Raw genomic sequence first — 23,016 nt, 5'->3', positions numbered from 1 at the left:
CTGAATGACCAAACCCACCAAGAGGCCGCCCGCCGGCCTTCCCGACAAAGACACCCTCCTCGCCTTCCTGCGCGAGGCCGGATCGGCCGAGAAAACCGATATCGCGCGCCACTTCGGCCTGAAGGGCGGCGACCGCCGCGCCCTGCGCGAAATGATCCGCGAACTCGAAGAAGAAGGAAAACTGGGCAAGCGCGGCCGCAAGGGCTTCTCCGAAGCCGGCGCCCTGCCCCCTGTCGGCGTCGCCGATGTGATCGAACGCGACGGCGACGGCGAACTGTACGTCCGTCTGGTCGAGGCCGGCGCCGACGCCCCGCGCGCCATACTGATGCCCGACAAGGGCAAGCCCGGCCCCGCGCCCGGACTGGGCGACCGCCTGCTGGTCAAGTTCCAGCGCGGCGGCGACGGCTGGGAGGCCCGGCTGATCAAGAAGCTGGACGTGGGGACCAACCGCGTCCTGGGCGTCATCCGCAAGTCGGCGCGCGAGACCCGCGTCGAGCCGGTCGACCGCCGTTCCAAGGACGTGCTGCTGGTGCCCCAGGCCCAGTCGGGTGATCTGCGCGACGGCGACCTGGTCTTGGCCGCCATCGAAAAGGGCGAGCAGCGCTATGGGCCCAAGCGCGGCAAGATCCTCGAGCACATCGGCAAGGAGGACGACCCCCGCGCCGCCTCCCTGATCGCCATCCACGCCCACGGCGTCCCGACCGGCTTCTCCGAGGCCGTCGAGCGTGAGGCCGAGGATCAGGCCCTGCCGACGCTGAAGGGCCGCGAGGACCTGCGCGAAGTCCGCTTCATCACCATCGACCCCGCCGATGCGCGTGACCATGACGACGCCGTCTACGCCGCCCGCGATGAGGATCCGAAGAACCCGAACGGCTGGATCGTCTGGGTCGCCATCGCCGACGTCGCCGCCTATGTCCGCCCTGGAACCCACCTAGACCGCGAGGCCCGCGACAAGGGCAACTCGACCTATTTCCCCGACCGCGTCGAACCGATGCTGCCCGAGGTGCTGTCGAACGGCCTGTGCAGCCTGAAAGAGGGCGAGAACCGCGCCTGTCTGGCCGTGCGGATGGTGTTCGACAAGGACGGCCGAAAGACCGGCCACCGCTTCGTGCGCGGCCTGATGCGGTCGCACGCCAAGCTCAGCTACGAACAGGCCCAGGCCGCCATCGACGGCCAGATCGACGACGCCACCGGCCCGATCATGGACGCCATCCTCTATCCGCTGTGGAACGCCTACCACGCCATGCTGAAGGGCCGTCTGAAGCGCAGCCCGCTGCAGATCGAATCCGCCGAGCGCCGCATCCGCATGGCGCCTGATGGCGGCATCGCCTCGATCGAAAAACGCGCCTCGCTGGAGGCGCACCGGCTGATCGAAGAGATGATGATCCAGGCCAACGTCTGCGCCGCCGAGACCCTGGAGCAGAAGAAGACGCCCCTGATCTACCGCGTCCACGACGCCCCCAGCCAGGAGAAGATCTTCAACCTGGCCGACTTCCTCTCGACCATCGGCAAGCCGTGGAACAAGGGCGAGCCGGGCACGACCAAGCGGTTCAACAAGCTGCTGGACGAGACGCGCGACGGCGAATACGCCGATGTGGTCAATGAGGTGGTTCTGCGCACCCAGATGCAGGCCATCTATTCGCCCGACAACGTCGGCCACTTCGGCCTGAACCTGGATCGCTACGCCCACTTCACCTCGCCGATCCGGCGCTATTCCGACCTGATCGTCCACCGCGGCCTGATCCGGGCGCTGGGTTTCGGCAAGGACGGGCTGACGGATCGCGAGATCGCCGAACTGCCCGCCATCGCCGAGGGCGTGACCATGACCGAGCGCCGGTCGATGGCCGCCGAACGCGACGCCATGGACCGCTATATCGCCGCCTTCCTGGAAGACCGGGTCGGCGCGACCTTCACCGGTCGGATCACCGGCGTGACACGGTTCGGCCTGTTCATCCGCCTGGACGAGACCGGCGCCGACGGCCTGGTGCCCGTCTCGACCCTGGGCAGCGAATATTTCGCCCATGACGACCGCGCCCACGCCCTGGTCGGCGAACGCACCGGCAAGCGGTTTACCCTGGGTCGCAAGGTCGAGGTCAAGCTGATGGAGGCCACCCCCGTCACCGGCGGCCTGGTGTTCGAAATGCTCAGCGAGCCGGAACCCCGCGACCCCAACGCCCCCGCCCCCCGCTACGGCATTCGCGGACGCGGCGGCGACGGCCCGCCCATGCGCGGAAAGGGACGGCCGGGCGGTCCCAAGCCTCGCAACGGCTCCAAGCCGGCGGGCGGACTGAAGGGCGTCAGGAAGGGCAAGCGGAGGTGACCCCCTTCGACGCCGCCCAAGACCTCGCCGACGCCCCGCGTGTCGGCGGCGCCCAGCGGCCCAAGGACGCGGCGACCCTGATCCTGACGCGGGGCGGGTCGCGGCCCGAGGTGCTGATGGGAAGACGGGCGCCAGGGCATGTCTTCATGGCGTCGAAGTGGGTGTTTCCGGGCGGGCGGATCGACCGGGCGGATTTCACCGCCGCCGCAACGGGCGATCTGACGTCCGACGTCGCCCGCAGGCTGGAGGCCGAGGTTCCCGCCCGCCGCGCGCGCGCCCTGGCCCTGACCGCGGTGCGCGAGACATTCGAGGAGACCGGCTTGATCCTGGGCCGCCCCGCGCCGCCCGCCAACACAGCCGGGCCGTGGCGCGAGTATCGACAGGCGGGCGCCCTGCCCGACCTGTCGGTCCTGTCCTACATCGCCCGCGCCGTCACGCCGCCCGGCCGCACACGCCGGTTCGACGCCCGTTTCTTCATGGCGCCGTCCGAGGCGCTTATGACGCCGGAACCCACCGCCGGATCGGGCGAACTGGACGAGATCGCCTGGCTGCCGCTGGAAGACGCCCGCGCCCTGGACCTGCCCGCCATCACCCGCTTCGTGCTGGGCGAACTGGCCGAGCGCCTGGCCCAGGACCGCGCCAATCCTGACCGCTCCCTGCCCTTCGTCCGCATGGTGCGTGGCCGCCACGTCGTCGATCACAGGGACTGACCATGCCCAACGCCATCACCCTGCGCCTGACCACAGCCGACCCGGTCCCAGGCGTCGCCTACGGCCTGCAGGACAAGGCCAATGCGCCGGTCGATCCCCGCGTCGCCGACGATGGTCCGATCAGTTTCGACGTCCCCGTCACCCTGTCCGACGACGGGCGGCTGACCGGCCCCTTCGTGCGACGCGAAGGACCGTCGCGACGCTTCGTCTATATCGCCATCGGCACATCGGCCGGACAGCACGGCGAATGGAGCCGTCGCGCCAAGATCGACGTCCACGACATCCCCGCCGACCTTCTGGCCCTGGCGCGCGACGGACGCGTGCTGGAAGCCGTTCTGCCCGGCCGCGCCCGCGACGGCGGTCCGGCTTGCGCCACCGTGCGGCCGCTCCAGCCCTGGCGCGCCGTCTGACCTATTCGGCGACCGGCTTCGTCAGGTCGAACTCGACGCGGAAATGCCGGTTCGGCCGGCGCAGCTCATAGGCGAACATCCGATCCGGATGGACCTCCATCGCCCAGACATTGGTGGTCGAGACCGCCGCGTCGTTGGCGTCGAACAGGGCGATGGACTCGGCGTCGACGGGGAATTCCTGCCGCTCGGCCGTGCCCGCCTCCGCCGTATCTCCGCCGTACCAGTGCAGCACGTCGGTCGTGCCGTCCTCGTGCCGGTGATCATGCTTCAACCGCAGACCGGCGGCCGTCTTCGTCACCACCCAGGTCCGCGACCGATCCTCGCCCACGGCGAAGGGAATACGGACCTCGTCCGCCGAACAGTCGCGGACATGCATGATCAACCGTTGGCTGGCGAAGGCGGCGTCGGCCGCGTCGGTCGTGACGACCCGTCCTTCGAATCTCTGGCCGCACAGGGCGGTGAGCCGCGCCAGGAAGGCGTCCTGCTCCGGCGTGGAAAAGGCGTTCGCCGCGCCTGCGAAAGGCGCGGAAACAACAGCCAGGGCGGCGATGAAGGATGCGATTTTCATGCGACGACATTATATGTGCGCCGCGTCGCATCAACGTGGCATCGCGCCCGTTGACTTTGGGGCGCGGCTGAGTATGTTCCGCGCCTCTTATTTTAAGCGGCTTTCGCCGTCGCAGAGGTAATTCCGATGGCCAAACCGGCTTCCATCAAGATCCGCCTGAACTCCACGGCCGACACCGGCTTCTTCTACGTCACCAAGAAGAACGCCCGCACCATGACCGAAAAAATGGTCGTCAAGAAGTACGACCCGGTCGTGCGCAAGCACGTCGACTTCAAGGAAGGCAAGATCAAGTAAGGGCTTAAGGCCCGGCGACCCTCGCACGATCCGAGGGCGCCTTGATCTGAGACTGAAAATGAAACGCCCGGCGGGTCAACCGCCGGGCGTTTTCAGTTGCTTGTCGTTCTTCTCGACATCGTCTGACAACGGAGACAAGCGACGTCAGGCCGCCTTGGCGATGACCTTGTTCCGACCGCCCGCCTTGGCCTCGTACACCCCTTCGTCGGCGCGTTTCAGCAGGGCTTCGGGCGTATCGCCGGCGCCGGTCGTGGCGGCGACCCCGATCGAGATGGTGATGGTCAGCAGTTCCTTGCCGCCCATGACCCGGAAGGGCGCGGAGGCGATGTCCCGGCGAATCCGTTCCGCAACGATCCGCGCGTCTTCCAGACTGGCGCCCGGCATGACCACCACGAATTCTTCGCCGCCCATCCGGCACGGCACGTCCACGGCGCGGACATTGGTGGCCAGTCGCACGGCGAACTCGGCCAGAACCTCGTCGCCGGCGTCATGACCGAAGCCGTCGTTGACGGATTTGAAGTGGTCGATGTCCAGCACCAGCACCGCCACCGTCGCGCCCCCATGCGCGGCCCGCCCGACCAGGGCCTGCAACTGCCCGGTCATGTAGCGACGGTTATGCAGACCGGTCAGGGCGTCGGTGACAGCCATCTCCAGGCTGCTGTCCAGCTTCTGCCGCAGGAAATCGGTGTAGCGTTTGCGGCGAATCTGGGTTCGCGCACGCGCCGAAAGCTCCTCGGGATCGATCGGGCGCGGCAGGATGTCGGTGGCGCCCAGTTCCAGCGCCTTGACCATGCGCGGCCGTTCCTTCGGCTCGACAATGGCCAGGATCGGAGCGCGACGCGCATCGCCCGACTTGGCCAGGGCCACGACCCGCAGCCCGTCGAAGCTTTCGGCGGAGACATTGACGATGATCAGGTCCAGCGGCCCCTTGGCGGTCGCCAAGGCGGCCTCCGGATCGGACTCTATGGAGACGCGGTGCTCGCGTCCCAGTTCGGCGGCGATCGTCTGGGCCTGGCTCGCATCGTCGTCGATGATCAGGACCCGGCCGCCCTCGCTGCGCAACCGCGCGGCCCCCTCGCCGTCCACGCCCATGCGCCGGCTGCTTTCCTCGCGCTCGCGCAGTTCGTCCATCACCTGCTTCAGCCGCGTCAGCGACTTGACGCGCGCGAACAGGACCACGTCGTCGATCGGCTTGGTCAGGAAGTCGTCGGCCCCCGCCTCAAGCCCTCGGATTCGATCCTCGCGTCCGTCCAGCGCCGTCACCAGCACCACCGGTATGTGCCGCGTCTCCGCCCGCGCCTTCAGCCGCCGACAGGTCTCGAACCCGTCCATGCCGGGCATCATCACATCCAGCAGGATCATGTCCGGCTGATGCTCCGTCGCCAGATCCAGCGCGGTCGCCCCGTCGTTGCAGGTCAGGACGTCGTAATATTCGATGGTGAGCTTGGCCTCGAGCAGACGGACGTTCACGTCCACGTCGTCGACCACCAGAATCCGCGCGCTCATCCCAGATGCTGCCGGATGGTTTCGAGGAAATGCATGACGGAGATCGGCTTGGAGATATAGGCCTCGCACCCGCCCTGGCGGATGCGTTCCTCGTCGCCCTTCATGGCGAAGGCCGTAACGGCGATCACCGGGATATGGTTCAGCTCCTCGTCGTCCTTCAGCCATTTGGTGACTTCGAGACCGGAGATTTCAGGCAGCTGAATATCCATCAGGATCAGGTCCGGATGATGCGCGCGCGCGAGAGCCAGAGCCTGCAGTCCCTCACGGGTCTGCAGGGTCTCGTAGCCCTGGGAATCGAGCAGATCATGAAAAAGCTTCATGTTCAGCTCGTTATCCTCGACGATGAGGACTTTCTTGGACATCATCACCTGACCTGCGGGGCCCCTCACAACGGGGCGCCTCGTGCGGTGGAATAGTGGGCGCCCAGTCTTAAGTTGGGGTGAAGCCAAGGTTACGGAGACCTTAAGCGTGGCCATGAAGGCCGTCTGCCGCGACTGCCTGTGGACCGGCGCCGACCCCGCCGGACCGCCGGACCGACGCTGCCCGTCGTGCGGCTCCCGTCGCATCGTCGCCGATCCGGAACTGGACCAGCTGTCCATCGCCCACATGGACTGCGACGCCTTCTACGCCTCGGTGGAGAAGCGCGATCGGCCAGAACTGCGCGACAAGCCGGTCATCGTCGGCGGGGGCAAGCGCGGCGTGGTGTCCACCGCCTGCTATGTCGCGCGCCAGTACGGCGTCGGCAGCGCCATGCCGATGTTCAAGGCGCTGAAGGCCTGTCCAGAGGCCGTGGTGATCAAGCCGAACTTCGCCAAATATGTCTTCGAATCGGAACGCATCCTCGGCGCCCTGGGCCGGCTGACGCCCCTGATCCAGCCCCTGTCGCTGGACGAGGCCTGGGTGGACCTTTCGGGGACCGAGCGGCTGAACGGCGGTCCGCCCGCCTTCCAGCTGATTCGCTTCCAGAAACAGATCGAGGAAGAAACCGGCCTGACGGTCTCCATCGGCCTGGCCCCCAACCGCTTCCTGGCGAAGATGGCGTCGGAGATGGACAAGCCGCGGGGCTTTTCCGTCGTCGGCGCCGCCAACGCCCAGGCTCTTCTGGCGCCGCGCCCCGTCACCGCCCTGCCCGGCGTCGGCCCGGTGTTCGGCAAGGCGCTGCGCAGCGACGGCTTCGCCACCATCGGCGACCTGGCGAAGGCGGACCTGCGCGACCTGGTCAAGCGCTACGGCGAATCGGGCCTGCGCCTGCATGATCTGGCCCACGCCCGCGACGCCCGCGCCGTGAACCCCGAGCGCGACCGCAAGGGCATGAGCGCCGAAACGACCTTCAACGAAGACCTGAGCTCTCAGGAGGCGCTGGAGGCCGAGCTCTGGCCCCTGTGCGAGAAACTGGCGTCCAAGGCCCGGCGCGACGGCGTCGCCAGCCGCGTTCTGGTGCTGAAACTGCGGCGCAGCGATTTCAAGATCATCACCCGCCGCGTCAGCCTGGCCGACCCGATCCAGACCGCCCGCGCCCTGTTCGCCGCCGGCCGCGACCTGCTGAAGCCGGAACTGGGTCCGCCCTACCGGCTGATCGGCATCGGCATGGCCGACATCCAGGACGCCGACGACGCCCCCGCCGGCCTGTTCCAGACCCCCGAGACCCGCGCCCTGAAAACCGAACGCGCCATCGACGCCCTGCGCGAAAAATTCGGCAAGGACGCCGTGGTGGCGGGGCGGGCGTTGAAGCCCTAGGAAGCCGCATGGATCTCGCCAAACGCGCCTACGACCACGGCTTCCGCCTGGACCCCATCGTCCGCAGCCTGCTGGACACCGACTTCTACAAGCTGCTGATGCTGCAGATGATCTGGCGCGAGCATCGCGACACGTCGGTCGTCTTCCAGGTCATAAACCGCACCCGGTCCGTCCGCCTGGCCGACGAGATCGACATCGGCGCCCTGCGCGAACAGCTGGACCACGCCCGCACCCTGGGGTTCACCAACAAGGAACTGGTCTGGCTGGCGGGCAACAGCTTCTATGGCGTGAAGCAGATCTTCTCGCCCGACTTCATCGGCTGGCTGACCGACTATCGCCTGCCCGACTACGACCTGTCGGTTCAGGACGGCCAGTATGTCCTGACCTTCGCGGGCGCCTGGGCCGAGGTGACGCTGTGGGAGATTCCGGCCCTGGCGATCCTGAACGAACTGCGCTGCCGCGTTGGTCTGCGGCGGCTGGGCCGGTTCGAGATGGATGTCCTCTATTCCCGCGCCAAGACCCGGCTCTGGTCCAAGGTCGAGCGGTTGCGGGCCTTGCCCGATCTGGCCCTGTCCGACTTCGGCACCCGCCGTCGCCACGGTTTCCTGTGGCAGCGCTGGTGCATACAGGCGCTCAAGGAGGGGCTGGGCCAGGCCTTCATCGGCACCTCCAATGTGCTTCACGCCATGGAGAACGACCTGGAAGCCATCGGCACGAACGGCCACGAACTGCCGATGGTCCTGGCCGCCCTGGCGCCCGACGACGCGGCCCTGGCCCGGACCCCCTATGCGGTGCTGGACGAGTGGCGCAGACATTACGGCGGCAATCTGCTGGTCGTCCTGCCCGACGCCTTCGGCACCGAGGCCTTTCTGGACCAGGCGCCCGACTGGGTCGCCGACTGGACCGGCTTCCGTCCCGACTCGGTGCCGCCCATCGCGGCGGGCGAACGGCTGATCGACTGGTGGCGCGCCCACGGCCGCGATCCGAAGGAGAAGCTGCTGATCTTCTCGGACGGGATGGACATCGACGGCATCGAGGCCGCCCACGCCCATTTCCACGGCCGCGCCCGCCTCAGCTTCGGCTGGGGCACCAATCTGACCAATGACTTCCGCGACTGTTCGCCGGCCTTCGCGCCCGAGCTGGAGCCCATCTCCCTGGTCTGCAAGGTGGCGGAGGCCGGCGGCCGGCCGGCGGTCAAACTGTCGGACAACCCGGAAAAGGCCGTCGGCGATCCGGCCGAGATCGAACGCTATCGCCGCGTCTTCGGCGTGCGCGGCCTGACGGCCCAGCCTGTCGTCGTCTGAAACCCGGCCTTAAGCCCCTTTCGGCCATAAGGGCGGGATGAACGCCTTCATCGACAAGATGCGCCGCCGCGCCGGCCGTTACCTCGACGTCCGCGCGGAGATGATCCAGCCCGCGCGCGGCGTCCTCAGCCTGTCGTTCGACGACATCCCCGCCTCGGCCTGGCTCGAGGCCGGGCCGATCCTGGCCGAGCATGGCGTCAAGGCCACCTATTATGTCTGCGGCGGCCTGTCGGGCGGTCGCAATCTGGACCTGCCGCAGTTCGAGACCGAACACCTCCAGGCCCTGCACGAGGCCGGGCACGAGGTCGGCTGCCATACCTATGAACACGTCTCGACCCTGACCCTGTCGCCCGCCGAACTGGACGCCAGCCTGGCCCGCAACGCCGCCTGGGTGTCGGAACGGCTGGGCGACTATCAGATGCTCAGCTTCGCCTATCCGTTCGGCGACTGCGCCCTCGGGGCCAAGCCGGTGATCGACCGCCGCTTCCTGTGCGGGCGCGGCGTGCGCGACGGGATCAACGCCGGCCGCGTGGACCGCAATCTGTTGCAGGCCGTCGGGCTGGAGAGCCGCCGCCTGCCCGGCTATGATCTGGAACAGATGGTCGCAGACACGGCGGCGTCTAGGGGCTGGCTGATCGCCTACGGCCACGATGTCAGCGACGCCCCCACCCCCTACGGCTGCCGCCCTGAGGATATCGATCGTCTGATCCGCCTGGCCAAGGCGGCCGGTCTGGACATACAGCCGGTCGCGGCGGCGTGGGCGATGGCGGCCTATTAGCCACCGCCGTCACTTGCGCCTACGCTTGATGAGAAGCGGCCTCTTCCATCTTCCTGTGGTCCGCCCAGGCGATCAGCTCCTTCCTCGGCCAGACCATCAGCCACGACCGCGCGGTGTATTCACCGCTGTCGATCAAGGCCTTGCGCGACGCTGAGGCCGTTCCCGCCCGCTCCGTATGGATCTCGCCCGGCCCCTGGTGAACCATGAAGGCGCCGCCCTTCAGCGGGTTGAGCCGCAGGTGCGCCAGGCGCGGGCTGATCTCGGTCAGGGGCGGATCATAGAACCAACTGGAGCCGATCATCCCCGCCAGCTCCGGCCGCGTCCGGCAGATTTCCGCCGCCGTGGCCCAGGCTTCGTTCCAGCCGTCCTCGTTGAAGCCGCGCAGCCAGCGGCTCTCGGTATGGACCTCCAGCCAGGGCTCGCGTTTCGCCCCCGCCGCCAGATAGCGGAACAGCGGGCCGAAGCCCCAGCCCTCGCGCACATGTTTGATGATCTGTCCCGGCCCGACCGGCGAACTGAGGTCGATCACCTGGCTCTTGGCGCCGGGCACGCTGAGCGCCAGGGAAAAGCGCACGTCCTTGGACCAGTGATCGAAGTCGTAATCCCCCTCGGCCTTGCTCAGAAAGGCGGCGAGCTGGTCGATCCAGTAGGGGTAGAGCGCCAGGACCTCGGCCGGCAGGGCCATGGCCTTCACCCGGTCCGGCAGACCCAGGGCCCAGGCCGCGACCAGGCCGCGTCGCACGTCGTCCGACACGCTCGGCCCCAGCAGGCCGTCCACCGCCTTGGCCGGCATTTCGAAGTCCCAGTGGGGCGCAGCCTCGGCGGCTCTGACCGCCGCCGGCTCCAGAGCCGCGTCCACGCGCGCCCGATCCTCGGGCGACAGCCGCGCCAGAACGGCCTGGAAGGCGGAGACGTCGGGAGTCAGGTGCAGATCCATGGGCCACACCATGACACGGCCCGGTTGGCGAAGCTTTAAAGCCACGCGACCGGTGACGCCGCCCTTGCGCCGCGCTAAACCGCCAACCAGATCAAGGAGCCCCCATGAGCATCGAAGCCCGCATCGCCGAACTCGGCATCACCCTGCCGGAACCCGCCAAGGCGGTGGCCAACTATGTGCCCTTTGTCCAGACGGGCGCCGTGGTCCATGTGTCGGGCCAGCTGTCGAACGACGCCTCGGGCGGGGTCAAGGGCACGGTCGGCGTGGACGTGACGCCGGACCAGGCCAACGCCGCCGCCCGCCTGTGCGGGATCAACCTGCTGGCCCAGATCAAGGCCGCCTGCGACGGCGACCTGGACCGGGTGGTGCGGATCGTGAAACTGGGCGGCTTCGTTCAGGCTGGCCCGGACTTCGAAGCCATTCCCGCCGTCATCAACGGCTGCTCGGACCTGATGGTCGAGGTGTTCGGCGACGCCGGCCGCCACGCCCGCTCGGCCGTGGGCGTCTACAAGTTGCCGCTCGGATTCGCGGTCGAGGTCGACGCCATCGTGGAGATCCGTTGACCGTCAGCTCCACCTCATTCCCCGTCATCCTAGGCCTCGTGCCTAGGATCCATACTCCTGGTGTCTACGGCGTGCGTACCGTCGATGGGCTGAGTCTATGGATCCTCGGGACAAGCCCGAGGATGACGGACTTTGGGGGCAGGGCGTGAGTTTCCAGCTCTCCGTCCATGACGCCATAGCCGACATCGGCCGCGAGGCCTGGGACGCCTGCGCGCGTCACACCGGCGATCCCTTCGTCTCCTACGACTTTCTGCACGCCTGCGAGGCCTCCGGCAGCGCGGCCCCGCAGGAAGGCTGGGCGGCGCGCCACCTGGCCCTGCGTGACGAGGACAACGCCGTCCTCGGCGTCATGCCCCTCTATCTGAAGGGCCACAGCCAGGGCGAATACGTCTTCGACCACAGCTGGGCCGACGCCTATGAGCGCGCCGGCGGGCGCTACTATCCCAAGCTTCTGGGCGCCGTGCCCTTCACCCCGGCGACCGGCCCGCGTTTCCTCAACCACCCCGATACAGACGCCGCGACGGTGCGGCAGGCCCTGCTCCAGGGCGCCCTGACCCTGGTGGAGCGGATGGGGGTCTCGTCCCTGCACGTCAACTTCCCGACCGAGGTCGAGTGGACGGACATGGCTCAGTCGGGCCTGCTACCGCGCCAGGACATCCAGTTCATCTGGCGCAACGACGGCTATCGGACCTTCGACGACTTCCTGGCCGCCCTGTCGGCCAACCGGCGCAAGACCATCCGCCGCGAGCGCCGCGACGCCCAGGCGGGTCTGGACATCCGCGTCCTGACCGGCGCCGAGATCACCGAGGCCCACTGGGACGCCTTCTTCGCCTTCTACCTGGACACGGGCGATCGCAAATGGGGCCGGCCCTATCTGACGCGGGACTTCTTCACCCGGGTCGGTGAGACGATGGCGGACCGCATCGCCCTCGTCATGGCCTTCCGCGATGGAACGCCTATCGCCGGCGCCCTGAACTTCATCGGCCGCGACGCCCTGTACGGCCGCCAGTGGGGCACGCTGGAAGACGTGCCCTTCCTGCATTTCGAGCTCTGCTATTATCAGGCCATCGAGTTCGCCATTGCGCGCGGCCTGTCCCGCGTCGAGGCCGGCGCACAGGGCGAGCACAAGATCGCGCGCGGCTATCTGCCCTCACCGGTCTATTCCGCCCACTTCATCGCCGACCCCGCGCTGCGCGGCCCGGTGGCCGACTATCTTCGGCGCGAAGGTCCAGCCGTTGAGGCGCAAAGGCTGGAGATGACCGAGGAACTGTCGCCCTTCAAAAAGGACGGCTGACGTCCGCCTCTAAGCCGGCTTCTGCGCCCAAAAGTGGTACATGCCGGCGAACAGCTCGGGCCGCCGCGCTTCCAGCCGGTCCCATAGGCCGAGATCCAGCGTATCGGCCGAGCCGAACGCCGCTGCAAACGCCGCCCTCGCCTCCGGCGACGCCTCGAACCCGACCAGTCGAAGCCCGGCTCCCTCGATCAACTCGCCGAGCTGGGGCGGCGTGTAGCGATGCTCCTGCACATGGAAGACCAGGTCGCGACAGCCGCTGAGGCTGTAGAAGTCCGCACTCTCCTTCAGCGCGGCCAAAGGCTCCCCATCCGGCAGAGCCAGAACATGGGTGCGAAACGCCCGGATGTCCGCCTCGACCGGCGTCCAGCCCCGCGCCCGGATCAGCTGATGCGCCGCCCGCACCACCGCCCGCGCCCGCTCGCTGTAGAGCCCCAGCCGCACCACGCCACCGGGCCGCAAGACGCCCGCCAGCCGCGCCAGCCCGTCCTCGGGCCGCGCAATATGGTGGATTACGCCCGTGCTGGTGACGACATCGAACCGCGCCTGAACCTGGTCCAAGGCCAGTATGTCGCCCTGGACGAACTGAACCCGCGTCAGCCCGAGGTCTTCCGCCACCCGCATGCCGTGGGCCAGGCTGGCGCGGCTCAGGTCCATGGCGGTGATCGCCAGCGAAGGGTCCATCCGCGCCATGTCGATGGGCTCGAACCCTGTGCCGCACCCCGCGACCAGCACTGTCTCCGCACGACCGGCGAAGGCCTTGCCATCAAGATTCGGCAGGGCTGCGATCGCGTCGGACAGTCTTCGCGACGTGGGCGCGGGGGGCGCAGACCAGCGCGGATAGGGGTTCGCCTCGTACTGATCCTTGACCGCTTCGGACACGGCGTCGGCGCCGTCGGGCGTCAAAGCCCGCACGGACTGGGCCAGGGCGCGCTCCCGCGCGGGTTCGTCAATGGCGCGGCGGATCAATTGCGCCTGGATTTCACCCTCGCCCAAGGCCGTGGCCTCTGACCGGGTCGGCGACCGGAACAGCAGGGCGACCGCGCCATCAGTTGCCTGTATCGGTGCGACATATTCGGAAGCGAAGCCGATGATCCCAAGGGCGGCGACCAGATCTCCTATGGAAAATTCAAATGCGCCGGCCGCCTCGACCACCGCCGTCCGCACTGCGTCGAGACGCATCTCCATGGCGGCGCTGACGTTCACGCACCGCGACAGGAAGGCCAGCCACAAGGGGTCGCGCCCCATGGCCGCCAGCATCGCCGACGTTCCGTCGAACCGCCCCTGTTTCAACAGCAGGGTCTCCGCCGTAACGCGCGCCAGGGTCTGCGGATCTACGGTGGGCGAGCTCAGACAAACGAGCAGATCGCGGTCCAGCGCCGGATCCCAGGCGCTGGGCGTTAGCCCTTCCAGCAGGCGCGCGAACGCCGGAGCGACCCGCAACCGCACCGCCGCATCCCCCTCCGCCATCGCCTGGCTCAACAGTTGGGCCGCTGTTCCGGGATCGCCGTGCTCGGCCAGGAACAGACCCATGCCCGCAAGCCCGGGCGCAAAATCGGGCGCCGCCTTCAGGCACGCCTTGTAGGCCGCAAAGGCGCCGTGCAGATCCCCATCCGCCAGCCGCCCCTCCGCCTGGGCGAGCAAAGCCCCCGCCTCTTCAATCTGTTCAACCTGCCCCATCGGCCCAGTATGCCGCCGCCGTGCGCTCTGCGCATGAAAAAAGGCCCGGGCGTCTCCGCCCGGGCCTCCCATTCGTCGTCGATCAGGCCCGATCAGGCCGTCTCTTCTTCCTCCGACTTCACCGCCACGCCGCCGGCGCTCTTGATGTCGAAGTCGATCTTGCCGTCCTTCAGCTGGACCTTGACGTGCCCGCCGCGCGTCAGACGCCCGAACAGGATGTCGTCGGCCAGCGGCTTTTTGATCGAGTCCTGGATGACCCGCGCTAGCGGACGCGCGCCATACAGTTCGTCGAAGCCGTTCTTGGCCAGCCAGTCGGCCGCCTCGTCGGTCAGTTCGATGGTGATGTTCCGGTCCGCCAGCTGAGCTTCCAGCTGAAGGATGAACTTGGTCACCACCGAGCGGATCGTGTCTGCCTGCAGCGGCTTGAAGGCCACGATGGCGTCCAGGCGGTTCCTGAACTCCGGCGCGAACAGGCGCTGGATGGCCTTGTCGTCCTCGCCCTCGACCTTGCCCCGGCCGAAGCCGATGGAGGCGCGGGCGTTGTCGGCGGCCCCGGCGTTGGTGGTCATGATCAGGATGACGTTCCTGAAATCGACCTTCTTGCCGACCGCATCGGTCAGCATGCCGTTGTCCATCACCTGCAGCAGGATGTTGTAGACATCCGGGTGCGCCTTCTCGATCTCGTCCAGCAGCACCACGGAGTGCGGATGCTGATCGACGGCGTCGGTCAGCAGACCGCCCTGGTCATGGCCGACATAGCCCGGAGGCGCCCCGATCAGGCGACTGACGGTGTGGCGTTCCATGTATTCCGACATGTCGAAGCGCTGCATCTCAATGCCCAGGGTCGAAGCCAGTTGTTTGGCCACCTCGGTCTTGCCGACGCCGGTCGGACCGCTGAACAGGAAGCTGCCGATCGGCTTGTTCGGATCGCGCAGACCCGCCCGCGCCAGCTTCATCGCCGCCGAAACCTGTTCGATGGCCTGTTCCTGACCGAAGACGGCCCGTTTCAGATCGACCTCCAGTTCGCGCAGGCTTTCGGTGTCGGATTTGGACACCGACTTGGCCGGGATCCGGGCCATCTTGGCGATGACGGCCTCGATCTCCTTTTGACCGATGACCTTCTTGCGCTTGGATTCGACCACCAGCATCTGCGACGCACCGGCCTCATCGATCACGTCGATCGCCTTGTCCGGCAGTTTGCGGTCGGTCATGTAGCGGGCCGACAGATCCACCGCGGTGCGGATGGCGCTGTCGGTGTAGCGGACCTTGTGGTGCTGCTCGTAATAGGTTTTCAGACCCTTCAGGATCTTCACCGTATCCTCGACCGTCGGCTCGTTGACGTCGATCTTCTGGAAGCGACGCACCAGGGCGCGGTCCTTCTCGAAGTGCTGGCGATATTCCTTGTAGGTCGTCGATCCCATGCACCGCAGCGAACCCGAGGCCAGGGCCGGCTTCAGCAGGTTGGAGGCGTCCATGGCCCCGCCCGACGTCGCGCCGGCGCCGATCACCGTATGGATTTCGTCGATGAAGAGCACGGCGTTGTCGTGGCTTTCCAACTCCTTGACCACCTGCTTCAGCCGCTCTTCGAAGTCGCCGCGGTAGCGGGTGCCGGCCAGCAGGGCGCCCATGTCGAGGCTGTAGATGGTGGCGTCCTTCAGGACGTCGGGCACCTCGCCATTGACGATCTTGCGGGCAAGACCTTCAGCGATGGCGGTCTTGCCGACGCCGGGGTCGCCGACCAGCAGCGGGTTGTTCTTGGTGCGGCGGCACAGGATCTGGATCGAGCGTTCGACCTCGGCCTGGCGACCGATCAACGGATCGACCTTGCCCTGGCGCGACTTCTCGTTGAGGTCGACGCAATAGGCCTGCAGCGCCTCGCCGCCGGATTTGACGGCCGACTGGTCCTCCGCCTCTTCGGGTGAAGAGCCCTTGGCCGGACGGGTCTCGCTGGCGCCCGCCTTCTTGGCGATGCCGTGGGCGATGAAGTTGACCGCGTCGTACCGCGTCATGTCCTGCTCCTGCAGGAAATAGGCGGCGTGGCTCTCGCGCTCGGAGAAGATGGCGACCAGCACGTTTGCGCCGGACACTTCCTCGCGGCCGGACGACTGGACGTGAATCACAGCGCGCTGGATCACGCGCTGGAAACCGGCGGTGGGCTTGGCTTCCTCCCCGTCGGACGTGGCGAGGGCGGCGAGATCATTATCGACATAGAGCGTCAGCGCGGCCTTGAGCGCGGTCAGATCGACATTGCAGGCGCTCATGACCGCGGTCGCGTCGGGATCGTCGATCAGCGCGAGCAGCAGGTGCTCGAGCGTCGCATACTCGTGCCTGCGCGCATTGGCGTAGCCGACTGCGCGATGCAGGGTTTCTTCGAGAGGACGGGAAAATGAAGGCATAGGGAGGCTCCTCTCAGTCCTTTTCCATCGTGCATTGCAGAGGGTGCTGGTGGCGGCGCGCGGTCTCGATGACCTGCGCGACCTTGGTCTCGGCGACCTCGTAGGTGAAGACGCCGCAAACGCCCACGCCATGCTGATGCACATGCAGCATGATGCGGGTGGCTTCTTCCCGGCTCTTCTGGAAGAACCGCTCCAGCACATAGACGACGAATTCCATCGGCGAATAATCGTCGTTCAGGATCAGCACTCGATAGAGCGAGGGCTTCTGAAGCTTCGGCTTTGTTTCGGTGACGGTGGCGGCGCCTGCGCCTCCCCCGTTTTCACCGGGCCTTTGTATGGGCATTCGTGTTCCGTAATCGGGGAGTCGTCTTCTCTATCAGATAGGGAATGATGGCCTGAATTGAAGCGGCGTCCAGTCACAGGTTTCGTGAAGCGCAAACCACGGTCCCAGAACGAAAAAACCCCGGGGCGAACCCCGGGGCCTTTCGAATCCGTTCAGGATCGCCGCGAAATCAGCGGGCGGCCTGGAAGGTCTCGACCGAGGCGGTGACGCGCTCGTTGATCGGCTTGAGGCTGTCCTTGACCGTGGCGGTGACGATCTCGTTCGTCCGGGTCATTTCAGACATGTAGCGTTCCATGGACTTCTTGGCCCAGTTGGTCTGAAGCTCGAAGAACTCCTGCACCGAACGGGCGGTCGACAGTTCCTTGCTGGCGGCGACGCCGTCTTCCCAGGCGGACTTGGCGAAGCCGAGCGCCTGTTGCGACAGGGCTTCGGCGCCCTTCTGGGCCACCGTGGCCGACTCGACCATGGCGTCGAGGTTCTTCTTGCTGTGAGCGTTCAGTTCGCCCAGCGAAGCCACCGACTTCTCGATGCCTTCACGGAAGGCGTTGGCGCCGGCGGCCTGGAACTCGGCGGCCTGGGCCTTCGCCTTGGCGGCGGTTTGTTCGACGGTCTTCTTCACGGTTTCGGCGCTGTCAGCCATGATCGTGTCTCCAGAGGAAGGAAGAGGGGGAAATAGGCACGGCGAAATCGGGGCGTCGGATGAGCCCGCGACCGTTATGCTGCAAGTGCGAAGGCGATTCAAGATTTTTGTGCGACGCAACATATGAACGGCGATAACCTGGTTCGACACTTCAAATTCGCGTTGACGGCCGGTTAACCACCATGAAACCCCAAGTTCCTATGCTAGTCCTTTAATCGCGTCGGCCGGGGGGCCTGTCGCACCCTGCTCACCGAGGGTCGTAACCGCCCATGATCGCCTTTCTCCGTCGTGGCCTTTTCGCCGTTCTCGCGCTTTCGCTCGTCCTTGGGGCGAACGTCAGGCCTATCGAGGCCCAGTCGCAGGAAAACAGTCGTTACGCCGCCATCGTCATCGACGCCGCATCGGGCGAGGTGCTGTTCTCGCGCCACGCCGACAGCCGCCGATATCCGGCGTCCCTGACCAAGATGATGACGCTGTACCTGACGTTCGAGGCCCTGTCTCAGGGCAAGGTCCATGCCGACGACGTCCTCACGGTCTCGCCGCAAGCGGCGGCGCAACCCCCGTCGAAACTCGGGCTGGGCGCAGGCCAGACCATCACCCTGGACGACGCCATGCGGGCCACTGCGGTGCGTTCGGCGAACGACATGGCCGTGGCCATCGCCGAGCATATCGGCGGCTCGGAATCGCGTTTCGCCACCCTGATGACCGCGAAGGCGCAACAGCTGGGCATGACCCAGACGCGCTATTTCACCGCCAACGGCCTGCCCGACGCGCGCCAGACGACCTCGGCCCGCGACCAGGCGATCCTGGCTCGCGCCATCATGCGTGATTTCCCGCAGTATTATAAATACTTCGGCCTGCACGACTGGGCCTACAACGGTCGCAGCTATCGCAACACCAACGGCCTGCTGCCGACCGGAAACGGCTACGACGGCATGAAGACCGGCTACACCAACGCCTCGGGCTATAATCTGGCCGCCTCGGCGGTGCGCGACGGCCGCCGGCTGATCACCGTCGTCCTGGGCGGCCGCTCCAGCGCCAGCCGCAACGCCCACGTCGCCGAACTGATGGACACCGGCTTCGAGGTCGAGCGTCGTCGCAGCCAGGGCGAAAACATCCAGATCGCCCAGGCCTTCTTCGAACAGCGCGGCTTCGGCGTCGGCGGCGAGTCCCTGTCGCCCAGCGCGCCCGTCGCCTATGCTTCCATCGGCAATGACGAAGACGGCATCGGGGCCGAGTCGAGCGCCGTCGCCTACACGGCGGCTCCGGCGCCCGCCGTTCTGCCGACGCGGATCACGCCCTCGCCATCGGAACGCAGCGCCGCCGCCGGTCAGCGCGCCGCAGCCCAGGCTCAAGCCCAGCCGACCGTCCCGACCCGTCGCGCGCCCGCCAATGTCACCGCCGCCCTGAACGGCGCGCCGTCCGGGGCCGCCGTCGCGCCCTCGACCACGCCGCGCCGCGCCGCGCCGCCGCCCGCCCGCGAACCGGCTCGCGCCGCCGCTCGCCCGTCCGGCCGCTGGGCGGTGCAGGTCGGCGCCTTCCGCGACGAGAAGGTCGCGACCGACTGGCTGGCCGAGGTCAATCGCCGTTTCCGCGCCCAGTTCGCCAGCGCCGAGCGTAATGTTCAGACGGCCGGCGACTGGTACCGTTCACGCTTCACAGGCCTGACCGAAGACACCGCCAAGGCCGCGTGCGACGCCCTGTCGGAACGGCGCGTCACCTGCATGGTCATCCGTCCCGACTGAAATGCGACGGGATCGCCGTCTGCGCTGGTCTTTCCGGCGAGGTTCAAATACCCTGAACTGTCTTAGAACGACGTTCTTCCTTCTTATCTGAGCGAATCTCGCGGGCCATACCTCCGCGCACGACCCCGTTCAGTTTCCGACCATCGAGGACATGGCCGACACGACCAATAAGCTGGGGCACAAGATCGGCGCGCGGGGCGGGCGCACGCGCCAGGCGATCCTCGACGCGACCCGCGCCCTGCTGAACGAGCGGCACTATGGCGAAATCCGCGTGGCGGACCTCGCCTCGGCCGCCGGGGTGTCCCCGTCCAACTTCTACACCTATTTCAAGACGGTCGAAGAGCCGGTCCTGGCCCTGTGCGAGGCGGCGGCGACGGATTTCCAGGGCCTGGCCGCCCATTTCCAGGCGGATTGGCCCGGCGACAAGGCCTTCGCCATCGGCCGGGCCTTCATACTGGACGTCATGGCCATCTGGCGCGATCACGGTCAGGTGCTGCGGGTCGAACACATGCTGGCCGACAACGGCGAGGCCGCCTTCGTCGAGAGCCGGGTGCGTCGCCTGCGCCGCCTGCACCTGGCGATCGAACGCCGCGTCGCCCAGGCCCATGCCGCAGGCTTGCATCCCAAGGATTACAGCCCGCGCCTGGCCTCGTACCAGATCGCCTCCATCGCCGAATCGACCGCCGCCAGCTTCGACCTGCTGCGCCGCGCCGATACGCCTGAGGCCATTCTGGACACGGCGGCCATCATCATCGTCAAACTGACGACCGGGCGCTAGAACCCGAGCGGCCCGTACAGCCAGGTCAGCCAGATTCCGACGGCCAGGAAGACGCCGAACGGCAGTTTCTGCGTTGCGCTGACCGAACGGCGCACCACCAGCATGCCGAACACCAGGCTGAGACCGACGGCCGAGGCCCACAGCAGCACGCTGGGCAGACCCAACCAGCCGACCCAGGCGCCCGCACCCGCAAACAGGAAGGGATCGCCTCCGCCCAGGCCGTCGCGCTTGCGGACCGCCTTGTACAGCCAGCCGACCAGCCAAAGACCGCCAAACCCGACCGCCGCCCCGATCAGGTGCGTCAGGACCGAATCCCGGTCGATCAGGGCCGCGGCGATCAGGCCTGTGGCCGCCAACGGCCAGGTCAGGACATCGGGCAACCAGAAATTCTCGGCGTCGACAATGGCGATCAACAGCAGTTGCCAGCCCAGGACGGCGGTCGCGGCGACCACCAGCCACGACGGCCCGCTGAAGCCCGCCCAGACGCCGATCCCGGCGGCCCCCAGCTCGATCAGCGGATAGCGCGGCGAGATGGCTGCGTCGCACCGCGCGCACCGGGCGCGCAGCACCAGCCAGCTGAACAGGGGAACCAGTTCCCACGGCCGCAGGGTCTGGTCACAGCCCATGCAGCGCGACCGGGCGACCACGATGTCCTCGTCACGCGGCAGGCGCACGCTGACCGCCGCCAGGAAGCTGCCGATGATCAGGCCCAGCAGGCCCAGGACGACGGCGGCGACGGCAGGGCTCATCTCGGGGTCCAGTCGGTTAGGAACCGCCCCCGCTTAGCCGCCCCCGAGCGCCACCGCCACATGATAGGTCACGAAGGACGCCAGATAGGCCAGACCGAACATGTAGCCGATCATGATCCAGGTCCATTTCAGCGAATTGGTCTCGCGCTTCACGACGCCCAGGGTCGCCACGCACTGGGGCGCGAAGATGTACCAGGCCAGGAAGGACAGGGCCGTCGCCAACGACCATTGCGACGACAGGGTCGAGGCCAGAAGCCCGGTCGCATTCTCGGCGTCGGCGATGGCGTAGGTCGTGCCCAGGGCCGCCACCGCCACCTCGCGCGCGGCCATGCCGGGGATCAGGGCCACGACCATCTGCCAGTTGAAGCCGATGGGCGCGAAAATCGGCTCCAGCGCACGCCCGATCATGCCGGCGAACGAATAGTCGATGTCCGGCATGGTCGCGTTCTCGGGCGGATAGGGGAAGGTCGCCAGAACCCACAGGATGATCACCAGCGGCAGGATGATCCGGCCGGCGCGGTTGACGAAGATCTTGGCGCGAATCCAAAGGTTGAAGACGACGCTCTTGAAATCCGGAACCTTGTAGGTGGGCAGCTCCATCATGAAGGGCTCCACAGCCCCGCGCCAGAAGACCTTGCGGATCACCAGCGACACCAGCAGGGCGCTGACGATGCCCGCGGCGTAGAGGCCGAACATCACCAGGCCTTGCAGATTGACGAAGCCCCAGACGGTCTCGTTGGGAATGAAGGCCGCGATGATCAGGGTATAGACCGGAATCCGCGCCGAACAGGTCATCAGCGGCGCGACCAGTATGGTGGTCAGGCGGTCGCGCTTCGAATCGATCACGCGCGCCGCCATGATGCCGGGAATGGCGCAGGCGAAGCTGGACAACAGCGGGATGAAGGCCCGGCCGTGCAGCCCCGCCCCGCCCATGATCTTGTCCATCAGGAAGGCGGCGCGCGCCATATAGCCGAAGTCTTCCAGGGCGATGATGAACAGGAACAGGATCAGGATCTGCGGCAGGAAGACCAGCACGCTGCCGACCCCCGAGATGATCCCGTCGACAATCAGACTTTGCAGCAGGCCGTCGGGAATGAGCGCGGCCACGCCGGCGCCCAGCCATCCGACGATCCCCTCGATCCCGTCCATCAGGGGCGCGGCCCAGCTGAACACGGCCTGGAACATGGCGAACAGGATGATCATCAGAATGATCATGCCGCCCAGCGGATGCAGCAGGACGCTGTCGATCCGCCCCGTCAGGGTGTCCGGCCGCTCGGGCGGACGCACGCAGGCCTTCATGATCCGTTCCGCCTCGCGGGCGGCGGTGCGCAGCTCGGTCGCGTCGGGACTGCGCCAGTGGTTCTCGCTGGCGGCGGCGACATCGACCTGGGTCTCGACGGCGGCGATCAGATCGTCGATGCCGCGCTTGCGCGTCGCGACCGTGGTGATGATCGGCACGCCCAGTTCGGCGCCCAGTTTTTCCAGATCGATCCGCAGCCCCTGACGCTGGGCGATGTCGTACATGTTCAAGGCCAGGACCATGGGCCGACCGACGGCCTTCAGCTCCAGGACCAGGCGCAGGATCAGGCGCAGATTGGTGGCGTCGGCCACGCAGACCAGCACATCGGGCGGGACTTCGCCGGCCAGACGGCCCAGGACCGCGTCGCGGGTGACTTCCTCGTCGGGACTGCGGGCGCGCAGCGAATAGGTGCCGGGTAGGTCCAGCACCGACATGGTCCGGCCGGAGGCGGCGCGGATCAGCCCCTCCTTCCGCTCCACGGTGACCCCGGCGTAGTTGGCGACCTTCTGATGAGCGCCGGTCAAGGCGTTGAACAGAGCCGTCTTGCCGCTGTTGGGATTGCCGACCAGGGCGACGCGGGCGGTCTTCAGGGCCATGTCCATCAGGCGGCGTCCAGCCTGATCGTCAGACTGGCGGCCTCGTGGCGGCGCAGGGCCACGCGCATGTCATCCACCTTGATCGCGATGGGATCGCGACCGAACAGGCCTTCGTGCAGCAGTTCGACGTGCGCGCCCTCGACGAAGCCCAGTTCAAGCAGGCGGCGTTCCAGTTCAACCGCCTCGCCCTGGTGGTGACAATGGGCGCCCACCTGGGTGATCACGCCCTGATCGCCGCGGCGGGCCTGGCTCAGCTTTATGGTATCGGTCAAATCTAGACTCGCACGGGCGGACGCCGCCCCCCGGCGACTCCGCGTTTCTTTGACACTGATTATCAGGTGCGCGCCCCATCCGTCCAGCAGGACAGCTTG

22 protein-coding genes are annotated in these 23,016 nt (G+C 67.2%); 11 read left to right on the top strand and 11 right to left on the bottom strand.

The window, feature by feature from the left end; genetic code table 11:
* The first annotated feature begins 4 nt into the window (after window positions 1–4).
* Genes rnr through ACW18C_RS06725 form a run of 3 tightly spaced genes read left to right on the top strand, consistent with a single transcriptional unit; the run spans window position 5 to window position 3,440 of the window.
* Complete coding sequence (rnr, locus tag ACW18C_RS06735; protein WP_492073610.1) at window positions 5–2,320, top strand: ribonuclease R; 2,316 nt, start codon at window positions 5–7, stop codon at window positions 2,318–2,320.
* Window positions 2,317–3,030 carry an NUDIX hydrolase gene (locus ACW18C_RS06730; protein ID WP_492073608.1) on the top strand — a complete coding sequence of 238 codons (714 nt, stop codon included), beginning with the start codon at window positions 2,317–2,319 and terminating at the stop codon, window positions 3,028–3,030. Before rnr ends, ACW18C_RS06730 begins: the two co-directional genes overlap by 4 nt.
* A gap of 2 nt (window positions 3,031–3,032) precedes the next feature.
* Window positions 3,033–3,440 carry a DUF5990 family protein gene (locus ACW18C_RS06725; protein WP_492073606.1) on the top strand — a complete coding sequence of 136 codons (408 nt, stop codon included), beginning with the start codon at window positions 3,033–3,035 and terminating at the stop codon, window positions 3,438–3,440.
* A gap of 1 nt (window position 3,441) precedes the next feature.
* Here the strand turns inward: ACW18C_RS06725 and ACW18C_RS06720 are convergent, their stop codons facing one another.
* Complete coding sequence (locus ACW18C_RS06720; protein WP_492073605.1) at window positions 3,442–4,008, bottom strand: hypothetical protein; 567 nt, start codon at window positions 4,006–4,008, stop codon at window positions 3,442–3,444.
* A gap of 126 nt (window positions 4,009–4,134) precedes the next feature.
* Between ACW18C_RS06720 and rpmG the strand changes: the two genes are divergently transcribed.
* Window positions 4,135–4,302, top strand: coding sequence for a 50S ribosomal protein L33 (gene rpmG, locus ACW18C_RS06715; protein ID WP_008262536.1), 168 nt, complete (start codon window positions 4,135–4,137; stop codon window positions 4,300–4,302).
* A gap of 144 nt (window positions 4,303–4,446) precedes the next feature.
* On the opposite strand, the gene ACW18C_RS06710 is transcribed toward rpmG, so the two are convergent.
* Complete coding sequence (locus tag ACW18C_RS06710) at window positions 4,447–5,808, bottom strand: PleD family two-component system response regulator (protein WP_035309686.1); 1,362 nt, start codon at window positions 5,806–5,808, stop codon at window positions 4,447–4,449.
* Window positions 5,805–6,170, bottom strand: coding sequence for a response regulator (locus ACW18C_RS06705; RefSeq protein ID WP_164952723.1), 366 nt, complete (start codon window positions 6,168–6,170; stop codon window positions 5,805–5,807). The genes ACW18C_RS06710 and ACW18C_RS06705 overlap by 4 nt, the downstream gene beginning before the upstream one ends.
* Before the next feature lie 112 nt (window positions 6,171–6,282).
* On the opposite strand from ACW18C_RS06705, the gene ACW18C_RS06700 reads away from it, so the two are divergent.
* The 3 genes from ACW18C_RS06700 to ACW18C_RS06690 are packed head-to-tail and all read left to right on the top strand — an operon-like array spanning window position 6,283 to window position 9,627.
* The gene (locus ACW18C_RS06700) at window positions 6,283–7,545 is read left to right on the top strand and encodes a DNA polymerase IV (protein WP_426025427.1); all 1,263 of its coding nucleotides are present in this window, start codon (window positions 6,283–6,285) and stop codon (window positions 7,543–7,545) included.
* Window positions 7,546–7,553: 8 nt separating this feature from the next.
* The gene (locus ACW18C_RS06695; protein WP_492073604.1) at window positions 7,554–8,849 is read left to right on the top strand and encodes a nicotinate phosphoribosyltransferase; all 1,296 of its coding nucleotides are present in this window, start codon (window positions 7,554–7,556) and stop codon (window positions 8,847–8,849) included.
* A 37-nt stretch (window positions 8,850–8,886) separates the two neighbouring features.
* Window positions 8,887–9,627, top strand: coding sequence for a polysaccharide deacetylase family protein (locus ACW18C_RS06690; RefSeq protein ID WP_492073603.1), 741 nt, complete (start codon window positions 8,887–8,889; stop codon window positions 9,625–9,627).
* A gap of 19 nt (window positions 9,628–9,646) precedes the next feature.
* Here ACW18C_RS06690 and ACW18C_RS06685 read toward each other — a convergent pair whose 3' ends face one another.
* On the bottom strand, window positions 9,647–10,564 hold the full coding sequence (locus tag ACW18C_RS06685) for a hypothetical protein (protein WP_492073601.1): 918 nt from the start codon (window positions 10,562–10,564) through the stop codon (window positions 9,647–9,649).
* Window positions 10,565–10,668: 104 nt separating this feature from the next.
* Here ACW18C_RS06685 and ACW18C_RS06680 point away from each other — a divergent pair, with 104 nt between their 5' ends.
* Both ACW18C_RS06680 and ACW18C_RS06675 read left to right on the top strand, forming a co-directional pair.
* Window positions 10,669–11,127 carry a RidA family protein gene (locus ACW18C_RS06680; protein ID WP_492073599.1) on the top strand — a complete coding sequence of 153 codons (459 nt, stop codon included), beginning with the start codon at window positions 10,669–10,671 and terminating at the stop codon, window positions 11,125–11,127.
* A 145-nt stretch (window positions 11,128–11,272) separates the two neighbouring features.
* Window positions 11,273–12,421 (top strand): GNAT family N-acetyltransferase, encoded by a 1,149-nt coding sequence (locus ACW18C_RS06675; protein WP_492073597.1) that lies wholly within the window; start codon window positions 11,273–11,275, stop codon window positions 12,419–12,421.
* 9 nt (window positions 12,422–12,430) lie between these two features.
* On the opposite strand, the gene ACW18C_RS06670 is transcribed toward ACW18C_RS06675, so the two are convergent.
* From ACW18C_RS06670 to ACW18C_RS06655, 4 genes are all read right to left on the bottom strand, one after another.
* A complete protein-coding gene (locus tag ACW18C_RS06670; RefSeq protein WP_492073595.1) occupies window positions 12,431–14,098 on the bottom strand; it encodes a class I SAM-dependent methyltransferase in 1,668 nt (555 codons plus the stop codon).
* Between the two features lie 92 nt (window positions 14,099–14,190).
* Window positions 14,191–16,494: an ATP-dependent Clp protease ATP-binding subunit ClpA gene (gene clpA / locus ACW18C_RS06665; RefSeq protein ID WP_008264041.1), complete on the bottom strand. Its 2,304-nt coding sequence runs from the start codon at window positions 16,492–16,494 to the stop codon at window positions 14,191–14,193.
* Between the two features lie 13 nt (window positions 16,495–16,507).
* Window positions 16,508–16,837, bottom strand: coding sequence for an ATP-dependent Clp protease adapter ClpS (gene clpS / locus ACW18C_RS06660; protein WP_035309618.1), 330 nt, complete (start codon window positions 16,835–16,837; stop codon window positions 16,508–16,510).
* 169 nt (window positions 16,838–17,006) lie between these two features.
* Window positions 17,007–17,477 carry a phasin family protein gene (locus tag ACW18C_RS06655; protein ID WP_008261352.1) on the bottom strand — a complete coding sequence of 157 codons (471 nt, stop codon included), beginning with the start codon at window positions 17,475–17,477 and terminating at the stop codon, window positions 17,007–17,009.
* Window positions 17,478–17,746: 269 nt separating this feature from the next.
* Between ACW18C_RS06655 and ACW18C_RS06650 the strand changes: the two genes are divergently transcribed.
* Together ACW18C_RS06650 and ACW18C_RS06645 are read left to right on the top strand one after the other, a co-directional pair.
* Window positions 17,747–19,222, top strand: coding sequence for a serine hydrolase (locus tag ACW18C_RS06650; protein WP_492073594.1), 1,476 nt, complete (start codon window positions 17,747–17,749; stop codon window positions 19,220–19,222).
* A gap of 151 nt (window positions 19,223–19,373) precedes the next feature.
* Window positions 19,374–20,000 carry a TetR/AcrR family transcriptional regulator gene (locus ACW18C_RS06645; protein ID WP_035310838.1) on the top strand — a complete coding sequence of 209 codons (627 nt, stop codon included), beginning with the start codon at window positions 19,374–19,376 and terminating at the stop codon, window positions 19,998–20,000.
* Here ACW18C_RS06645 and ACW18C_RS06640 read toward each other — a convergent pair.
* Genes ACW18C_RS06640 through ACW18C_RS06630 form a run of 3 tightly spaced genes read right to left on the bottom strand, consistent with a single transcriptional unit; the run spans window position 19,997 to window position 22,917 of the window.
* Window positions 19,997–20,749, bottom strand: a complete 753-nt coding sequence (locus tag ACW18C_RS06640; protein ID WP_492073592.1) for a prepilin peptidase — start codon at window positions 20,747–20,749, stop codon at window positions 19,997–19,999. The two genes, ACW18C_RS06645 and ACW18C_RS06640, sit on opposite strands and share 4 nt — an antisense overlap.
* A gap of 33 nt (window positions 20,750–20,782) precedes the next feature.
* Window positions 20,783–22,651: a ferrous iron transporter B gene (gene feoB / locus ACW18C_RS06635; protein ID WP_492073591.1), complete on the bottom strand. Its 1,869-nt coding sequence runs from the start codon at window positions 22,649–22,651 to the stop codon at window positions 20,783–20,785.
* Window positions 22,651–22,917 (bottom strand): FeoA family protein, encoded by a 267-nt coding sequence (locus ACW18C_RS06630; protein ID WP_008258842.1) that lies wholly within the window; start codon window positions 22,915–22,917, stop codon window positions 22,651–22,653. The genes feoB and ACW18C_RS06630 overlap by 1 nt, the downstream gene beginning before the upstream one ends.
* Window positions 22,918–23,016 lie beyond the last annotated feature (99 nt).

It is taken from the genome of Brevundimonas sp. FV1ye7S (genome assembly GCF_058680995.1).
This window is presented reverse-complemented; position numbering and strand designations above follow the sequence as displayed.